We start from the raw sequence: 15713 nt of genomic DNA on the forward strand, positions 1-15713 counted from the left end.
AGCTTAGGGTAACAGCAGGATCATCCCTGCATCGCGGGAAGCGCTGAATGAATCAGCGCGTCCTTAGAAGCGACGGCCGCCACCGAACCCACCGCGGGGACCACCCGGACCACGATTGCCGCCACCGCCAAAGGCACCACCGGTACCACCCTCGCCGCGCGGACGGGCTTCGTTGACGGTCAGGTTGCGGCCGTCCATGTCCTTGCCGTTCAGCGCGGTGATCGCGGCATTGGCGTCCGAGGCGCTGGCCATTTCGACGAAACCGAAACCTTTCGATTGCCCGGTATCCCGCTCGGTGATGACATTGGCGGATTGCACTGCGCCAAAAGGACTGAACATCCCTTCCAGATCATGATTGGTAACCGCAAAATTCAGGTTGCCAACGTAGAGTTTCTTGCTCATATAAGTACCGACTAGTTTGAATAAAGACACCGTTACCTGATGGTAACTGTTTGAAGCGCAAACCCTTTAGGCTTTCGTCTGCGTTTGACCCAAGGTAGGGAAAAACACGAGGGAGCAGGAGGAGGCGGGACTAGCAGGTGCCGAATGGCAGAGACTGAAAGGTATATTCCGGATCCTCGACGCGAGACAAAAATCGCGCCGCGACAAACTGGAGTCAAGGTAACCCGCCGAGCCTGCAATGTCCACTTAAATTTTCTATCGGCTTTCCATCCGTATCGAAAACCCCTTTTCAGCTCACCAGTGAAAAGGGGTAATTGATCGCTGGAACACTCCGACGATCCACGCTGACCCGCCGCACCGGGGTTTCAATCCCGCCACTCACACGCGCTTTGAACCCGTCTTTCGCACGCAAGCAGGCATCGCGGCCGCGGCTACAACGCTTCAGCCCCGCGCCAGCGGCACCGCTGCGCTCGGTCGGAGCGCTCCATGGTGGGTGGCTTGCCGGTCAGGTCCCGAGCTCGCGGAGGGGGTCGACATCCGAGACCTGATAGGTCCGGACCGTGAACTCCTCCAGACGGTGGCTACCGAAGGTGGTGGTCAGGGCGACATCCGCGGCATCGCGCCCGCGGGCCATCAGAATTCGCCCGACACGCGGCTGGTTGTTACGCGCATCGAAGGTGCGCCACTGCCCGCCCAGGAACACCTCGAACCAGGCGCTGAAGTCCATCGGCGGCTCCACCGGAACCTGGATGTCACCGAGGTAACCGGTAGCATAGCGCGCCGGAATGCCCATGCAGCGGCACAAAGTGATGGCCAGGTGCGTGTAGTCGCGGCAGACACCGCGTTGATCGATGAAGGTGTCATAAGCCGTCCGGTCGCAGCGGGCCGCTTCGTGTGAGAACACGACGTGTTGGTGCACCCAGTCGCAGATGGCCTGCACCCGGTCCCAGCCGGTCGGCCCCTGGCCGAACTGCTGCCAGGCGAACTCGGTCAGTTTCTCGATCTCGCAGTAGCGGCTCCCCAGCAGGTACAGCAGCGTGTCGGCCGGCAGTTCGCGCACGCGGTGCTGCTGCGCGTCGCGGACGACCGGATCCGGGAACCCGTCATCCGCAACGATCGCATCGGACCTCAAGCGCAGGCGGCCCGACGAGCAGAATGTCCGCGCGCAGCGATTGCCGTAGACGTCGAAGAAGTCCTCGATGATCACCGCCGGCGTGGTGACGAGCCGCTCAGGACTCAGCAATGAGGGCGCTCGACTCGGATGCGTGTACAGCATCAGGATCATTTCTGTCGGCTGCGGAAATGAATAGGAAATTTCGAAACCAATTCTGATAAACATGCCGTTGCTCCTCGGAATGCAGACGGATTGAAAGGGGATCACGGCGGGAGGCGCAGGGGCTCGAAGTCCCCGGCTTCCCGTTTGAGCACGGGTACCGGCAGCGGCGCACGGCGTGGGCTAATCCGGGCGGTGCGCAAGAATGACGTCGGGGCCGAGGTGATGTCGCGCGCCCTGCTATAGTACGCGAAGCCGGCCGGCATTCACCCGCCTTTGCTTGGCAGCGGGAGCGGGCCGGGAGGGAGAGATCGTCTACGGGACCGAGCCCGCAGGCTGGGTTCCAGGGACGGATTGACGGTGCGTTCCGGCCTCCCGGCACGCTCCAGCGTGTGGGGGCGTGAACAGTGATGTGAAGCCGCCGGGGCTCGCGTCACCATTCACCGGGCACCGCGTGCAGCACCCGCCGCCGGCGCAACTGACAGTCCAGGAGAGAGCAATGACCTACTGTGTTGGCATCCTGCTCAAGGAAGGGATGGTGTTCGCGTCGGACTCACGGACCAACGCCGGCGTCGACAACTTCGCGACCTTTTGCAAGATGACCGTTTTCGAACGTCACGACGACCGGGTGTTGGTGCTGTTGAGTTCCGGCAACCTGGCCGGGACCCAGGCCGTCATCAGCTTGCTGCGACAGCGCGGCGGAACCGACGGTCCCAGCGTCTGGACCGCCCGCACCCTGTTCGATGTCGCGACGCTGGTGTCGGACGCCATGCGCGATGTCGACCGGCGGGACGGTCCCTATCTGTCCGACAGCGGCGGCTTCAATGCGTCCTTCATCGTCGGCGGACAGATCGCCGGTGAGCCGATGCGGCTGTTCCGGATCTATGCCGAGGGCAACTTCATCGAAGCCGCCATCGATTCGACGCCGTACTTCCAGACCGGCGAAGCCAAATACGGCAAGCCGATCATCGACCGGGTCATCACGCCGTCGACACCGCTCATCGATGCGGCCAAGTGCGTGCTGGTGTCCTTCGATTCCACGATGCGCAGCAACCTGTCCGTCGGCATGCCGATCGACCTGATCTGCTACGAGCGCGACAGTCTGCGGGTCCGGATGCGCCGCCGCTTCGACGTGGGAGATCCCTATTTCATGGCACTGAGCGGTGAATGGAGCGCCGGCGTCCGCGATGTCTTCAGCCGGCTGCCCGAACCCGATCTGTCGACCTGAAGCCCCATTCTCCGGCGCAGCACAATGGCCCCCTAAAACGGGGGCTGGGACACGAGAGCCCCCTGCCCAGGCAGGCGCGTAAAGCTTTGACAAAGCCCGTCACGGCGGATTATTTTTTCGCCGGGGCAAGCTGAACGCGCGCGTCCGTTTTCCAGCGCCGAGTTCGTCGTTGCGAAGCGGGGACGCCGAGGGGTCATCCTGATGAGCAATAGGCAATACGACGACGAGCGACCCGGCGAGTCGTACGCGGCGGGCGAGCTGCCCGAGCACAGTGCCGATATTCGGCTGGGGCGGGAACTCCTGAAGGCCACCCTGCCTTTCGCCGCGGAATCAGTGCCGGAGAGTTGGTGGCAAGTGCTGTCGACCTTCACCTTACTGGGGTTCGTACTGACCGGGGCGGGACTCGCGCCCGCGTGGCCGCTCCGAGCGGCGCTATCCCTGCTGGGCGCGCTGCTGATGGTGCGCTCCTTCATCACCTATCACGACTTCATGCATGGGGCGATCCTGCGCGATTCGCGCATCGCGCGCGTGCTGTTCCAGATTTACGCGGCATTTGCCCTGACACCGTCCGCGTCCTGGCGCAAGAGCCATAACTACCACCATGGCCATGTCGGCCAGATCGAAGGCTCGGGCATCGGGTCGTTCCCGGTCATGACGACCCGCATGTGGCGCGCGGCGACACCGGCGGAGCGTGCCCGCTACCGTGTGGAGCGACATCCGCTGACGGTTCTGTTCGGCTATGTAACGATCTTCCTGCTGAATATCTGCGTGCTGCCGCTGCTAGCCGATCCGTCCCGTCACTGGGACTCGGCCCTGTCCCTGGCTGCCCATTTCGGCTTGATCGCGGTTCTGTGGGTGTTCGGCGGTTTCGACACCGCGTTCTTCGTCGTGCTGCTGCCGATGACGATCGCGTCCGCGCTCGGCGGCTACCTCTTTTTCGCCCAGCACAGTTTCAAGCGGATGATCGTGCTGTCGCCCGAGGCCTGGTCGTTCTACCGGGCCGCGCTCGAATCGTCGAGCTACATGCAGCTCAACCGGGTGATGCAGTGGTTTACCGGCAACATCGGCTACCACCACATTCACCACCTCAATGTCAGGATTCCATTCTATCGACTGCCGGAGGCGATGGACGCGATCCCGGAACTCCAGTCGCCGGCCACCACGTCATTGGCCCTGCGGGAGATCGTAGGCTGTTTTCAGTCCAACCTGTGGGACGAAGAGCGGCAGCGGATGGTTTCGTATCGCGAGGCCAACGGCTAAGTCGCCGACTTTCGCTCCAGTGTTCATTCCTCTCCGCTTGCAAGCGGCATCGCGGAAGATGAGGCGGGCCATGATCGCCGCGGCCACGGCTCCTCCTGATTTCGATTGACTTGCACGCCGGCGAGGTGCAAGGTTCGGGCAAGTGCTGAAGCCGGACCGCTTCGGCCGCTCAATCCTCATGGACGAATTCGCCCCCATAGCATCATGACCACAAAAAAACGGCGCACCGCGGCAGAATCCACCGCGACGCTGCGGAAGGAAACCGTCGACTCCGAACAGACTCGCTTTCCAATCATCGGCATTGGTGCCTCGGCCGGCGGCCTGGAGGCGCTGGAAGCCTTCTTGCAGCATGTACCGACCGACAGCGGCTGCGCCTTCATCGTCGTCCAGCACCTGGATCCGACGCACAGCAACATGCTGCCGGAGCTGTTGCAACGTGGCTCCGCCTTGCCGGTGGCCCTGGCCAGCGAAGGATGGAAGGTCGCCCCAAATCATGTGTATGTCATCCCACCAAACCGGGATCTATCGATCCTGCACGGCGTGCTGCACTTGTTCGAACCGACCGAGTCCCGGGGCCTGCGTCTCCCGATCGATTTCTTCTTCCGGGCGCTGGCGGAGGACTGCGGGCACTCTGCCGTTGGCGTGATCCTGTCCGGTATGGGTTCGGATGGCACGCAAGGGCTTAGAGCCATCAAGGGCAAGGCCGGGCTTACCGGAGTCCAGACCCCGGCCTCGGCCAAGTTCGACGGCATGCCGCGCAGCGCCATCGACGCCGGGGTGGCCGACATCATCGCCCCGGCGGACGAACTCCCTGTGAAGTTGTTGGCGACGCTGCGTCACGGCGACCAGGCAGGGGAAGAGCACGAAGAACCCAGTTCCAGCGCTCTGACCAAGATCCTGATCCTGCTGCGTTCGCACACTGGCGCCGACTTCTCCCAGTACAAGAAGACGACCCTCTACCGCCGTATCGAACGGCGCATGGGCGTCCATGCGCTCGCCCGCATCTCCGACTACGTTCGATTTTTGCGAGAGAACCCTCAGGAACTCGAGTTGCTGTTCCGGGAGTTGCTGATCGGCGTGACCGGTTTCTTCCGTGATCCGGAGGTATGGGAAGCGCTCAAGACACTGGCACTGCCACGGGTGCTGGAAGCCCTGCCTCCCGGCACCAACCTGCGTGCCTGGGTGCCCGCCTGCTCGACCGGCGAAGAGGCTTACTCGCTCGCGATCGTACTGAAGGAAGCGCTGGAGGCGCAGCACCCGGAGCAGCCCGTGTCCATGCAGATCTATGCCACCGATCTGGATGCCGAGGCTATTGAAGCGGCAAGACGCGGGGTCTATCCCAAGAAGGTCGCCGCGGACATCTCGCCTGCACGGCTGGCCCGCTTTTTCGTTACCGACCCGCGCGGCTATCGTATATCGCAAGAGATACGGGAACTCGTGATCTTCGCACCGCAGAACCTGCTGTCCGACCCACCGTTCACCAAACTGGACATCCTGGTCTGCCGCAATCTGCTGATCTATTTCACTGCCGAGGTCCAGAAAAAGGTGGTACCGCTGTTCCACTACAGCCTGAACCCTGGCGGAATTCTGCTTCTCGGCAGTGCGGAAACCATCGGCGCATTCAGCGACCTGTTCACACCCATCGAGGGCAAGGCACGCCTGTTTCAGCGGAACGTTGGAACACCCCGCATCGGGACGATCGAATTCCCCACCAGTCCGATGGCCACGCCGCAAGCGGTGCTGCCCCAAGTAACGCCGCTCGCGCACACCGCCAATCTTCAGACACTGGCCGATCAGGTACTGTTGCGGCGCCACGCCCCGGCCGCTGTCCTCACCACGCATCAAGGTGACATTCTGTACATCAACGGCCGGACCGGAAACTACCTTGAGCCGGCGTCGGGCAGGGCCAACTGGAACATCTACGCGATGGCGCGCGAGCCGTTGCGCTTCGACCTGACGCAGGCATTCCAGCACGCGCTGCGACAAAAAACGACCCTCACCGTGCCGGATCTCAAGCTGGATGCGCCTCAGGGAACGCGTTACGTGACGTTGACGATAGAGCCCCTGGAGCAGCCGGAGCCACTGCGCGGCATGGTCATGATCGTGTTCCACGAACGCGCCGAACCGACGCTGGAGACCGTGATGGCACCACGCCGGTCGTCACGGCGCAGTGCGCGGGAGGCCGCCTTGGAGCAGGAGGTCGAGCAACTCCGCGTGACCATCCAGACCACACGCGAAGAGATGCAGAGTTCCCAGGAAGAACTCAAGTCGGCCAACGAGGAACTGCAATCGACAAATGAGGAACTGCAATCGACCAATGAGGAACTGACTACATCAAAGGAAGAGATGCAGTCCTTGAACGAGGAACTCCAGACGGTCAATGCCGAGTTGCAATCGAAGATCGACGATCTTTCGCGAGCCAGCAACGACATGACCAACCTGCTGAACAGCACCGAAATTGCGACGGTATTCCTGGACAGCGCACTGCGCATCCGGCGTTTCACCGTTCCGGCCAACCGGATCATCAAGCTGATTCCCAGCGATGCCGGACGACCATTGAGCGATATCGTCAGCGACCTGAACTACCCCGAGTTGTACGCCGATGCCGAGGAAGTACTCCGTACGCTGGTGTTCTCCGCCAAGGATGTCCCAACCAGCGACGGACGCTGGTTCACGGTTCGGATCATGCCTTACCGCACAGCCGAGAACGTGATCGATGGCGTCGTGATCACGTTCGCCGACATCACCGTCGCCAAGACCCTCGAGGCCCAGCTACGCGAAGCCGCGAGTTGAAAGCCCTTTCAGAAAGCAGAAACGCGGAACCGACGCGCGCCCAACAGGTGGCCGATGGGCACACAACCTGTCGGTTTGACCAGACGGGGTCTCCGTTCCCACAACGAGGATATGCTTGAGGCTCGGGGACAACTTCTTAATGGATACCACAGTGACATCAAACTCAAACTCGGAACTTGCCGTGGGCTCGAGCGATGCGGACATTCGGAAGCTGCTGCATGACCTCCAGGTCCACCAAATCGAGTTGGAAATGCAGAATGCTGCGTTGCAGGAGACCGGCGTGCGGATCGAGGCCGACCGCGAGCACTACACCGATTTGTACGAACTGGCGCCTGCAGGCTATCTCACCCTGGACTGTTCGGGCGCAATCCGCCAGTGCAATCTGGCCGCATCCCGCCTCTTGGGCGCAGCGCGGGAGGAGCTCAAGGAAACGCGGCTGAGCGCCTTCATGACGGGATCGTCTTTGTCGCCGTTCAATGGCTTCATGACCCGCGTCTTCGAAAGCCGTGGCGAGCACTCGATCACGGTTGCGGTGCAGCCCCTCCCCGCCGTGCCACCGATCCACCTGCACTTGACCGCGCTGCTCGACACCGTCGGCGAGACCTGTCGCGTGGCGATGATCGACGTCAGCACACTGAAGCGCAACGAGGACAATTACCGCCTCATGCACGAAAGCCTCCGCGACGGCTTCGTCCGGACCGATCTCGAGACGCGGATACTCGAGTTCAACCAACCCTTCGCCGAGCTGTTGGGATTTACCGCCGAGGAACTCGCGAGACTGACGCTGGTTGAGTTGACACCGGACGCATGGCGAGCTGCCGACGACCGCATCCTGCGCGAACAGATTTTTCCGCAGGGCTATTCCGAGGTCTACGAAACGGCCTATCGGGCCAAGGACGGCCGGGTCGTACCGGTGGAGTTGAGAACCTATTTATCGCGCGACGTGGCGGGCCGTGCCAGCGGCTTGTGGTCGTCGGTCCGAGACATTTCAGAACGCAAGCGCATCGAACAGGAACTGACGCGTCAGGCCGAGGAACTGCGCGAGTCCGCTTGGCGCAAGGATGAATTCCTGGCCATGTTGGGCCATGCATTGCGCAATCCGCTGGCCCCGATCGTGTCGGCCGCCGACGTCCTCGAAGGCAGGGGCGTCGGAGACCCTGCCCTGGTGCGCTGGGCCACGGCGATCATCAAGAAACAGAGCGCGCATCTCGTCTGTCTGGTGAATGAACTGCTGGACGTGGCGCGCGTGTCGCGCGGCAAGATTACGCTGTCCAGGCAGGTTCTCGATCTGGGAGAACTGCTGAGCGGCGTCGTGGAGGACCATCGATCGGGGGCGGAGGCGAAAGGACAGTCCCTGACTCTGGCAATGCCCCCTCAAGTCGTCCGGGCCGAAGGCGATGCCGTGCGACTGGTGCAGCTCTTCGACAATCTGGTCCACAACGCCCTGAAGTACACGCCGGAGGGGGGACGGATCGAATTGGATCTGCGGTGTGAGGGTGAGAACGTGGTGGTCGAAGTTCGTGATTCCGGCATTGGCATCGCAGACACCATGATCCCTTACGTGTTCGAAATGTTCAGCCAGGCCAAGCCAGTGCACCATCGGTCAGACGGCGGTCTGGGCGTCGGACTGGCGCTGGCCAAGCAACTGATCGAACTGCACGGCGGCAGCATCGAGGTGTTCAGCGACGGCCTGGGGCGGGGTAGCCGGTTCGTAGTCAGCCTGCCACGGGCCGACTTGGCGTCAGAACCTCCCGCGATGGCGGAGACCGAAACCCGCGGGTTGCCGGCGCGCCGGCGCATCCTGATCGTCGACGACGAAAGGGAAATCGCCGACACGCTGTCCTTTCTCCTTGCCGCGCGGGGCCACTCTGTCCAGACGGCTTACGACGGCGAGGAGGCACTCGCGATCGTCGCGGAGGCTTCCTTCGATGTGGTCATTCTCGACATCAGAATGCCGCGCCTTGGCGGCCTAGAGGTCGCCCGGCGGCTGCGGAGCCAGCCCCGTCTGGAGCATCTGACGCTGATCGCGATGACCGGCTTCGGGACGGCAACCGATGCGGCCGCGTCCACCGCGGCGGGCTTCGATTGGCATCTGGTCAAGCCGGTGCGCCTGTCCCAGCTGGAAACCATCCTGGACCAAGGAGTTCCGCCGCGACCGGCGTAGCGCTTGGGGCCCCTCGACGAACACCGCACTGGCTTGCTCCGGAGCCGACCGGGCACAACGCGGTTGCGCCCCACCTCACCGGTGCGAACCTTTGTGACCTCGGATCGGAGCGATGCCTCCCGGCATTTGGGGAAGCCCTGAGCGACTCGGAACCCGGTCAGAAGCTCGCCTGAACACCGAGGGCGACGTTGGTGTTCGGTACCGAACCCGCCCGAACGTTCTCCGAGCGGTTCGAATGTTGCACGCCGCCATAAAACTTCGCTTCCTCGCTAAGACGGTAGGTCAACAGGAGTTCCCCCTGCCAGACCGTCTCGAACGCCCCGTTGCGCTCGTCACCGACCAGGCTGCTGGTCCAGTCATTGCGCTCGAAATGTAGTCCGGACATCAGCGTGAAGCGCTCGGCGAACTCGATCTCCAGTTCCGTGGAGGCATAGTTGTTGACGTAGGACACATCGTCCGCAAGCAACGGCTGGTTCGCCCCGTTGGCCGTGCCCTTCTCGTAATGGTATCCGACGGTCAGCGTGACGGCCTCGGCGAGCGTCCACACGACATGCGGTCCGAGCGTCCAGAAGTTCAGATCCCGCTGCCGGAACGTGTCGTTGTAGCGGCGCGTGCCGCACCGGCCCAGCAGGCGCAGCCCGATGCCCGTGGTCAGCTCCTGATCGACCCGCAGCATGCCGATCTGGCTGGTGACGCGTTCGGCGGCGAGCGGAACCGGCCCGGACTCTTCGCCACCCGGCGGCTCGGCACGGATTTCCTCGGGATCGCGCGGTACCCGCACAACGTTCTGGCCGAGGTACAGATCCGGGGCGTAGTAGTACCGGAACAGCAACGCGGTTTTGTCCGAGAACGCCTGCTTGGCCTGCAGCCGCAGCGTGCCGTGGCTGTAGACCGACTGGTCGAAATAGACGAACCCTTGTCCACGCAGGTCGAGTGTCGTCGTACCGTAGGCGTTCGTGAAGGACCGCGTGACATCGAGCATCGGCTCGAACACGGCGTCGCTGCCCTGCCCGGTCAGGCGGTTATCGAGCGCCGGCTGGGTCGGATCGTTGTCGAGCGACAGCCGCCGCGTGGCGGAGAACACACCCACGTCGTCGGTGTAGAACAGGGTCCCGTGGGTCTTGGCGGTCCAGGCACCCTGCGCCCCCAGCACTTCGGCACTGGCTGACAGACTCAGGGCGGCGGCGGCCGCGTGCGCCGGACGCAGCGTCGCCCATCGGCATAAAACCCAACCACCAAACCTTGCGCACCACGCGAGCAGAGTGGGCCGGCTCCCCTGCCGCGAGCGGCCGACCTGCGAGTGGACTCGCGCGGGCTTTGTTCCTTCACTCATTCCCTGGCTGTCACGTTAGCGTTAGTTGCAGATGCCCCGCCGTCGGCACACCAGACAGCGTCCGACCGGGTTTGCCGAACTGGCGGTTGCGGCGCGCGGCCGCATCATCCCGCCCTGCGGCGGGGACCGCAAGTGCATGCGCATCCGTGTGATTGCGTGGACGATGGTGCCGGACGGCGTCACCGGCGTCCAGCGAGAGACTGGCAACGGACCGTTCTCGAACAAGGAAGCGCCGAACGCCTTCTCCATCGTTGCCGGCTCCGCTGCACTGTGCCCCGGTAGAGCAGGGTGAAGGGGATCGCGACAACAGGGCTAGGCGCGATCCGGAGTCCGCGGTGGATCGAGCGCCGGCATCACCCCATTGCAAAGTTGAGTCAGGCGCCGCAAGCTGCATGCTTGAGGCCTCTGTTTTGGCTAGCGGCCCGATGCCGCGATGCGGGCAGGCGCTGAGTTTGCCGAGGGGCGACGCGGACGGCATCGACCGTGATCCGCCCGGCAAGGAGGGAACCCGTTGTGTCGCACGTCCAACGCTTGCAGTCGCCCCGCCGGCCCGCGCGAAATGAAAGCATTGCGATGAACCCGATCCGTTTCCGCCTTGAGAGCCGGAGCCCTGAATGACGTGGTCGCTACCGAAACGCGCGAAAGCCGCAATGTTATGTATCGCCGAGTTTTCCGCCGGTTACGCTTCGAACGGCGAGGCCGAAACACCCCGGCCAGCGCTGGATAAAGAAGAACAGGGCTTGCTCCAGCGCGCGCTGGGCCCGGGCGTGGTCGGATCGTCCTTGGCAGCGCAGCGTCTGGATAACCCGGCGGCACTGCTGGCACCGGCAAATCGCACCATGACCTATCGCCTGCTGGATGCCGAGCATTCCAAGCAGACCGAGATCCACCAGATCGCGGCATCGCCTGCCCCCCAGGGCAACCGTCTATGGCAGCACCGGCTCGGCAAACGCGAAGTCAGGCGGCTCGTCGAGCTCGCCGATGGAAGTCTGGCGGTTTCCGGTGTCGACGATTTCGGGGACGGTGTGGCCGCCCGATACAGTCCGCCCCGGCCATTCCTGGTCAAGGGCATGATTCCGGGCGAGCAGCGCGAGGCGTCGCTGAGCGTCCAGGCGTTCGATCTGGAACAGTCCGATCGCCTACTCTATTCGGGCTCATTGAAGGTTGCCGTGGCGTATCTCGGTGCCTATCAGGTAACCGTGCCGGCGGGCCGTTACGATGCCGCTCTCGTCCGCTATGCGGCCCGTGGCACGATCGGACCGGCCGACGTCGACACGACCCAGTACCTGTTCCTCAGTCCCGGGACCGGCATCGTCGCTTCGGTGGAAAGCAGGGAGGTTTCCGCCTTCACCGTATACCATCGTTCGGAAAACCTGGCGGCCGTCCTGACGTCCGTATCGGACCCGCAGTAGCGTAGGCCGGCCGGTCAGGTCGGCGGCGCATAGAAAAAGCCGACGCCGAGCATCGCATAGACGCCGACCAGCATCACGCCCTCCAGCCAGGTCGAGGTGTTGTCCCCGATCAGGCTGCGGGCAATGATCACCGACAACACGATCCCGACCAACTCGAACTGCGAGAACAACAGGTTCATCGGCAATCCCATCAGGGAGCCGCTGATCACCAGCAGCGGTGCCACCATCAGGGCCAGCTGCGTCGTGGACCCGAGATTCACCGACAAGGCCAGCGTCATGCGGTTCTTCGCGGCGAACGACACCGAATTCATGTATTGAGGGACGTTGCCGACCATCGCCAACAGAAAGACGCCGGCAAAGACCGGGGTGAAACCCATGGCATCGGCGGCCGGCTGGAGGGCACCCGTCAACAAGTCACTGACGAACGCCAGCGCGACCGCCACGGCCGCGAGAACCCCCAGCGCCAGATTACGGCTCCAGTCCGGAACGGGATCCGCAACCTCGGGCTGTTCTTCACCCTTTTCCTTGAGTGCGGCGGAGATGCCGCTCTTCCCGAGCGGCGAACGGCTGGTCATCAGGGTATAGGCCATGCTGGCGAAGTAGATCACGAGCAGTACGATCGAGATTTCGAGGCTGATCTCCTGATCGACTTTGGCACTGAAAGTGAACACCGCCGGAATCACCAGCCCGAAGGTCGCCAGCATCAGCAAGGCACTGTTGATGGCCACCATGTCCCGGTCAAAGGTCTGAACCGGTTTGCGCAGCCCACCCGCAATGATGGTGATACCGAGGCCAAAGAGCAGGGTTCCGACCACCGAACCGGCGATCGAACCTTTCAGAACGTCGATCAAGCCATTCCGCAACGCGGAAATGCCGATGATCAGTTCCGGCGCATTCCCCATCGTCGCGCTCAACAGTCCTCCGTAAGTCGGACCGAGATAGTGCGCCAGCGCCTCCGTCGCTTCTTCCATCAGACTGGCAAGCGGAATGATCGCCGCAGCGGATGCGGCGAAAACGATGATCGGGTTGACGCCGAAATGATCGAGGCCGAAAGCAATCGGTATGAAGACCAGCAACCAGTGCATTTTCATGATGACGTTTCGTCTTGTCCCTATCGGCGGGCAACTGACTTGCGAGTCGGCCCGATCAACTGCCTAACGGGCTTTGCGGCGGGATAAGGGATTCCGGCTCCGTGCAAGCCGTGGCTCACCCCTCGCGCTGCGCTTCCGCCCTTCCGGGATTCGGCTCCAGAACACAGCAGCCCGCAGCACCTGGGGCAATCCCGCGCGACGCGTACGCGACCTTCGACCACGTTTTCGGAACCGCGAGAAAGGTATCCCCTGGCCAACTTGCCCAGCATCACACAACGGTGCTCCCGTCATCTATCGGGAATGCGCACGCCGTGCCGGTCTCATGCTAGGGGCCCCGCAGCCCCGACTTTTTCCAATGACAACTTACCGGAAACGAAGACGTCTTGGCGACCCGGTCAATAGGCAGAGATGCCTAGGAAACCGTACGCATAGAAACATACGGTTGCGCCGCAGTACGCTTTTCCGTGGAGAACAGCCAAACCTATCGAAAGGTAGGGGCGGAAAGCCACGGGTCCTGGCGACCCAGGACAGCCGAGCTGCCGACGGCGACCATCGTGAAGGTCGCAACAGGGAGTTCGGCTTTTTCTTTTCGCTGCCGCACTGCGGCAGACATCAGACAGGGAGACGAGTCATGAACACTTCAACAAAAATTCGGCACGCCCAATCGGTCAGCAGTGCCTTGGTCAGACATCCCACCCAGGGCTACGCTGCAGCGGCTTCCGTCAAACTGCTGACGATATTGGCGATCGTGATGATGCTGTGCGTACCGACGGCCGCTCGGGCCGCAGATGTGAGAACTGGCCCCAGGGTATATCAGTCGACGCTCACGGGCGAAATCATGAGTGCGGCGGTTGAGGTTCCGGCTGGCGGTTCGGCCGCCTTCTTTACCACGCCCAGTACCGGGTACTTTGTTCTCATGGAAACCTGGGGACCGGTCGTTGGCAGTTCGTTCGCGCTGAGCAGTGGAGGGCTATTCTCGCCCGGACTGGCTCTTCCCCAGAACGAAGTCCTTACCTGCACCGCGGTCGATTGGGATTGGTCTGTCAACTGCATGATCACGGGGGTTTATCAGAAGTAACCAACACGGCCAGGGCGACCGCACGCAGGCTTCGAGTTAGTGACGCCCGCACTCCCTCCGATTTCCGCGAAAGCGGGAATCCAGCGGCCTGACGCGCGACGCCCGCAGGGGTTCTGGCCACCTGTTGCTCCCCTGGGAGGAGCAGCGTTGCGTATTGACTCGCGCCGGTCTGCTTCAGGCGATCGGTGCGATCAGGTCGCGATAGTCGTTTCGGGCCTGGTTTACCGCCGGCGTGACCTGCCAGCCGCGCAGTTGGTCGGCGTCGAAGGGCTGCAGCAAGGCACGGATCGCATCGAGCGGCGCGGCGGGATCGAGCCAGATCCGATAGGCGCTGTCCGGCAGGATCAGCGGCATGCGGTCATGTACCGTTGACACCCGTTCGTTCGCCGGCCCGACCAGGATGGTGCAGGAACGCAGCGTATAGCCATCCGGCGCATGCCAGGTGTCCCACAACCCGGCCAGTGCGAGGCCTTCGTCGCCAACACCGGTGAAGTAGTGCGGGATCTTCTTGCCCGCTTCCGTTTTCCATTCGTACCAGCCCGAGGCCGGGATCAGGCAACGACGGGTCTTGAATGGGCCCCGGAACACCGGCTTGGTCTCGACGGTCTCGATCCGCGCGTTGAACGTGCTGTAGGGCAACTTGGAGTCCTTGGCCCAGAATGGCACCAGCCCCCAGCGAAAATCCTCCATCACGTAGCCGCCGTGACCAGCCTGGCGGATGGCCGTGATCGTCTGCGTCGGCGCAATGTTGTAACGCGGCGCACGTTCGGGGAATTCCGTCCCGAGGATCTGTTCGATCCGCTCGAAGCGGGTTTGCGCCACCGCAAAGCGTCCACACATGACTCGCCGCTCCAGAAAGATCTGTATGCACTTTGCCGGCGTGGAAGGCAATCGGCAAGCACTAAACAAGGGTACGGCGCGGCTCAGCGGCTTGTCGTATCGGATCGAGCTGAATAGCATGCCGGACCATCACGCTCGATCAGAGAGACCAACGATGCCTACCGACTATCCCTCGGCGCCGCCGCTGGACGTCAGCCACTGGTTCAACACCTCCGAGCCGCTATCGCTCGCCGCGCTCCACGGGCGGGTGGTCGTGCTGCATGCCTTCCAGATGCTGTGCCCAGGCTGCGTCAGCCATGGACTGCCCCAGGCGCAAGCCGTCCACGACCACTTCCATCCACACGGGGTTACGGTGATCGGCCTGCACACCGTGTTCGAGCATCACGAAGCCATGACGCCGGTCGCGCTGAAGGCGTTCATTCACGAATACCGACTGCGCTTTCCGATCGGTGTGGATCGCCCGGCAACGACCGGTGTGATCCCACACACGATGCGTGCTTACCACCTCGAGGGCACGCCGTCACTGGTGGTTATCGATCGTACGGGACGGATTCGGGAAACCGCCTTCGGACATGTCGAGGATCTGCGGCTCGGTGCGTTGCTCGGCTCTTTACTGTCGGAAACGCCGGCCACTCTGGTTGCCGGACCGGAAGGCGCGGCACGGCGGGATGAGCCCGGAAGCTGTGATGAGGGCACCTGCCGGTCGCCTTAGCCTGTCCGCCTCCGGCGCTGCCGCGGGCGAGGTCCGTCCTGGGATCACCTGTGCCAGGCCGCTGATGCGGCTTTGGCGCAATACCATGGCGATCAGGGCCCGCGCGCTAACGGCGCCGGATCGCCGG

13 protein-coding genes and 1 riboswitch are annotated in these 15713 nt (G+C 63.0%); of the genes, 8 read left to right on the forward strand and 5 right to left on the reverse strand.

What is annotated here, in order from left to right:
* Positions 1–63: 63 nt before the first annotated feature.
* Together rbp and ACW73L_RS15795 are read right to left on the reverse strand one after the other, a co-directional pair.
* A complete protein-coding gene (rbp, locus tag ACW73L_RS15790) occupies positions 64–402 on the reverse strand; it encodes an RNA-binding regulator (protein ID WP_498923369.1) in 339 nt (112 codons plus the stop codon).
* A gap of 505 nt (positions 403–907) precedes the next feature.
* Positions 908–1741 (reverse strand): transglutaminase-like domain-containing protein, encoded by an 834-nt coding sequence (locus ACW73L_RS15795; protein ID WP_498923371.1) that lies wholly within the window; start codon positions 1739–1741, stop codon positions 908–910.
* 433 nt (positions 1742–2174) lie between these two features.
* Between ACW73L_RS15795 and ACW73L_RS15800 the strand changes: the two genes are divergently transcribed.
* From ACW73L_RS15800 to ACW73L_RS15815, 4 genes are all read left to right on the forward strand, one after another.
* The gene (locus ACW73L_RS15800) at positions 2175–2903 is read left to right on the forward strand and encodes a proteasome-type protease (RefSeq protein WP_498923372.1); all 729 of its coding nucleotides are present in this window, start codon (positions 2175–2177) and stop codon (positions 2901–2903) included.
* Positions 2904–3104: 201 nt separating this feature from the next.
* Entirely contained in the window at positions 3105–4163 is a 1059-nt protein-coding gene (locus ACW73L_RS15805; RefSeq protein WP_498923373.1) for a fatty acid desaturase family protein, read from the forward strand.
* A gap of 204 nt (positions 4164–4367) precedes the next feature.
* Positions 4368–6956: a chemotaxis protein CheB gene (locus ACW73L_RS15810; RefSeq protein ID WP_498923375.1), complete on the forward strand. Its 2589-nt coding sequence runs from the start codon at positions 4368–4370 to the stop codon at positions 6954–6956.
* A gap of 151 nt (positions 6957–7107) precedes the next feature.
* On the forward strand, positions 7108–9120 hold the full coding sequence (locus ACW73L_RS15815; RefSeq protein ID WP_498923376.1) for a PAS domain-containing hybrid sensor histidine kinase/response regulator: 2013 nt from the start codon (positions 7108–7110) through the stop codon (positions 9118–9120).
* 157 nt (positions 9121–9277) lie between these two features.
* On the opposite strand, the gene ACW73L_RS15820 is transcribed toward ACW73L_RS15815, so the two are convergent.
* On the reverse strand, positions 9278–10453 hold the full coding sequence (locus tag ACW73L_RS15820; RefSeq protein ID WP_498923378.1) for a hypothetical protein: 1176 nt from the start codon (positions 10451–10453) through the stop codon (positions 9278–9280).
* A 31-nt stretch (positions 10454–10484) separates the two neighbouring features.
* Between ACW73L_RS15820 and ACW73L_RS15825 the strand changes: the two genes are divergently transcribed.
* Together ACW73L_RS15825 and ACW73L_RS15830 are read left to right on the forward strand one after the other, a co-directional pair.
* Positions 10485–10745: a hypothetical protein gene (locus ACW73L_RS15825; RefSeq protein WP_498923380.1), complete on the forward strand. Its 261-nt coding sequence runs from the start codon at positions 10485–10487 to the stop codon at positions 10743–10745.
* Positions 10746–11067: 322 nt separating this feature from the next.
* Positions 11068–11865: a hypothetical protein gene (locus ACW73L_RS15830; RefSeq protein WP_498923381.1), complete on the forward strand. Its 798-nt coding sequence runs from the start codon at positions 11068–11070 to the stop codon at positions 11863–11865.
* A gap of 14 nt (positions 11866–11879) precedes the next feature.
* Here ACW73L_RS15830 and cax read toward each other — a convergent pair whose 3' ends face one another.
* Positions 11880–12956: a calcium/proton exchanger gene (gene cax / locus ACW73L_RS15835; protein WP_498923383.1), complete on the reverse strand. Its 1077-nt coding sequence runs from the start codon at positions 12954–12956 to the stop codon at positions 11880–11882.
* 464 nt (positions 12957–13420) lie between these two features.
* A riboswitch (cyclic di-GMP riboswitch) is annotated at positions 13421–13500 on the forward strand.
* A gap of 87 nt (positions 13501–13587) precedes the next feature.
* Here cax and ACW73L_RS15840 point away from each other — a divergent pair.
* A complete protein-coding gene (locus tag ACW73L_RS15840) occupies positions 13588–14034 on the forward strand; it encodes a hypothetical protein (protein ID WP_498923384.1) in 447 nt (148 codons plus the stop codon).
* A 174-nt stretch (positions 14035–14208) separates the two neighbouring features.
* Here ACW73L_RS15840 and ACW73L_RS15845 read toward each other — a convergent pair whose 3' ends face one another.
* Positions 14209–14994 (reverse strand): SOS response-associated peptidase, encoded by a 786-nt coding sequence (locus tag ACW73L_RS15845; protein ID WP_498923386.1) that lies wholly within the window; start codon positions 14992–14994, stop codon positions 14209–14211.
* A 34-nt stretch (positions 14995–15028) separates the two neighbouring features.
* Between ACW73L_RS15845 and ACW73L_RS15850 the strand changes: the two genes are divergently transcribed.
* A complete protein-coding gene (locus ACW73L_RS15850; protein WP_498923388.1) occupies positions 15029–15586 on the forward strand; it encodes a peroxiredoxin family protein in 558 nt (185 codons plus the stop codon).
* The last annotated feature ends 127 nt before the right edge of the window (positions 15587–15713 follow it).

Source organism: Methylolobus aquaticus, assembly GCF_054172105.1.

Excerpts from the sequence above, each read along its gene's own strand:
- rbp (WP_498923369.1), bottom strand. The coding sequence starts at position 402 with ATGAGCAAGAAACTCTACGTTGGCAACCTGAATTTTGCGGTTACCAAT.
- ACW73L_RS15795 (WP_498923371.1), bottom strand. The coding sequence starts at position 1,741 with ATGTTTATCAGAATTGGTTTCGAAATTTCCTATTCATTTCCGCAGCCG.
- ACW73L_RS15800 (WP_498923372.1), top strand. The coding sequence starts at position 2,175 with ATGACCTACTGTGTTGGCATCCTGCTCAAGGAAGGGATGGTGTTCGCG.
- ACW73L_RS15805 (WP_498923373.1), top strand. The coding sequence starts at position 3,105 with ATGAGCAATAGGCAATACGACGACGAGCGACCCGGCGAGTCGTACGCG.
- ACW73L_RS15810 (WP_498923375.1), top strand. The coding sequence starts at position 4,368 with ATGACCACAAAAAAACGGCGCACCGCGGCAGAATCCACCGCGACGCTG.
- ACW73L_RS15820 (WP_498923378.1), bottom strand. The coding sequence starts at position 10,453 with ATGAGTGAAGGAACAAAGCCCGCGCGAGTCCACTCGCAGGTCGGCCGC.
- ACW73L_RS15825 (WP_498923380.1), top strand. The coding sequence starts at position 10,485 with ATGCCCCGCCGTCGGCACACCAGACAGCGTCCGACCGGGTTTGCCGAA.
- ACW73L_RS15830 (WP_498923381.1), top strand. The coding sequence starts at position 11,068 with ATGACGTGGTCGCTACCGAAACGCGCGAAAGCCGCAATGTTATGTATC.
- cax (WP_498923383.1), bottom strand. The coding sequence starts at position 12,956 with ATGAAAATGCACTGGTTGCTGGTCTTCATACCGATTGCTTTCGGCCTC.
- ACW73L_RS15840 (WP_498923384.1), top strand. The coding sequence starts at position 13,588 with ATGAACACTTCAACAAAAATTCGGCACGCCCAATCGGTCAGCAGTGCC.
- ACW73L_RS15845 (WP_498923386.1), bottom strand. The coding sequence starts at position 14,994 with ATGCTATTCAGCTCGATCCGATACGACAAGCCGCTGAGCCGCGCCGTA.
- ACW73L_RS15850 (WP_498923388.1), top strand. The coding sequence starts at position 15,029 with ATGCCTACCGACTATCCCTCGGCGCCGCCGCTGGACGTCAGCCACTGG.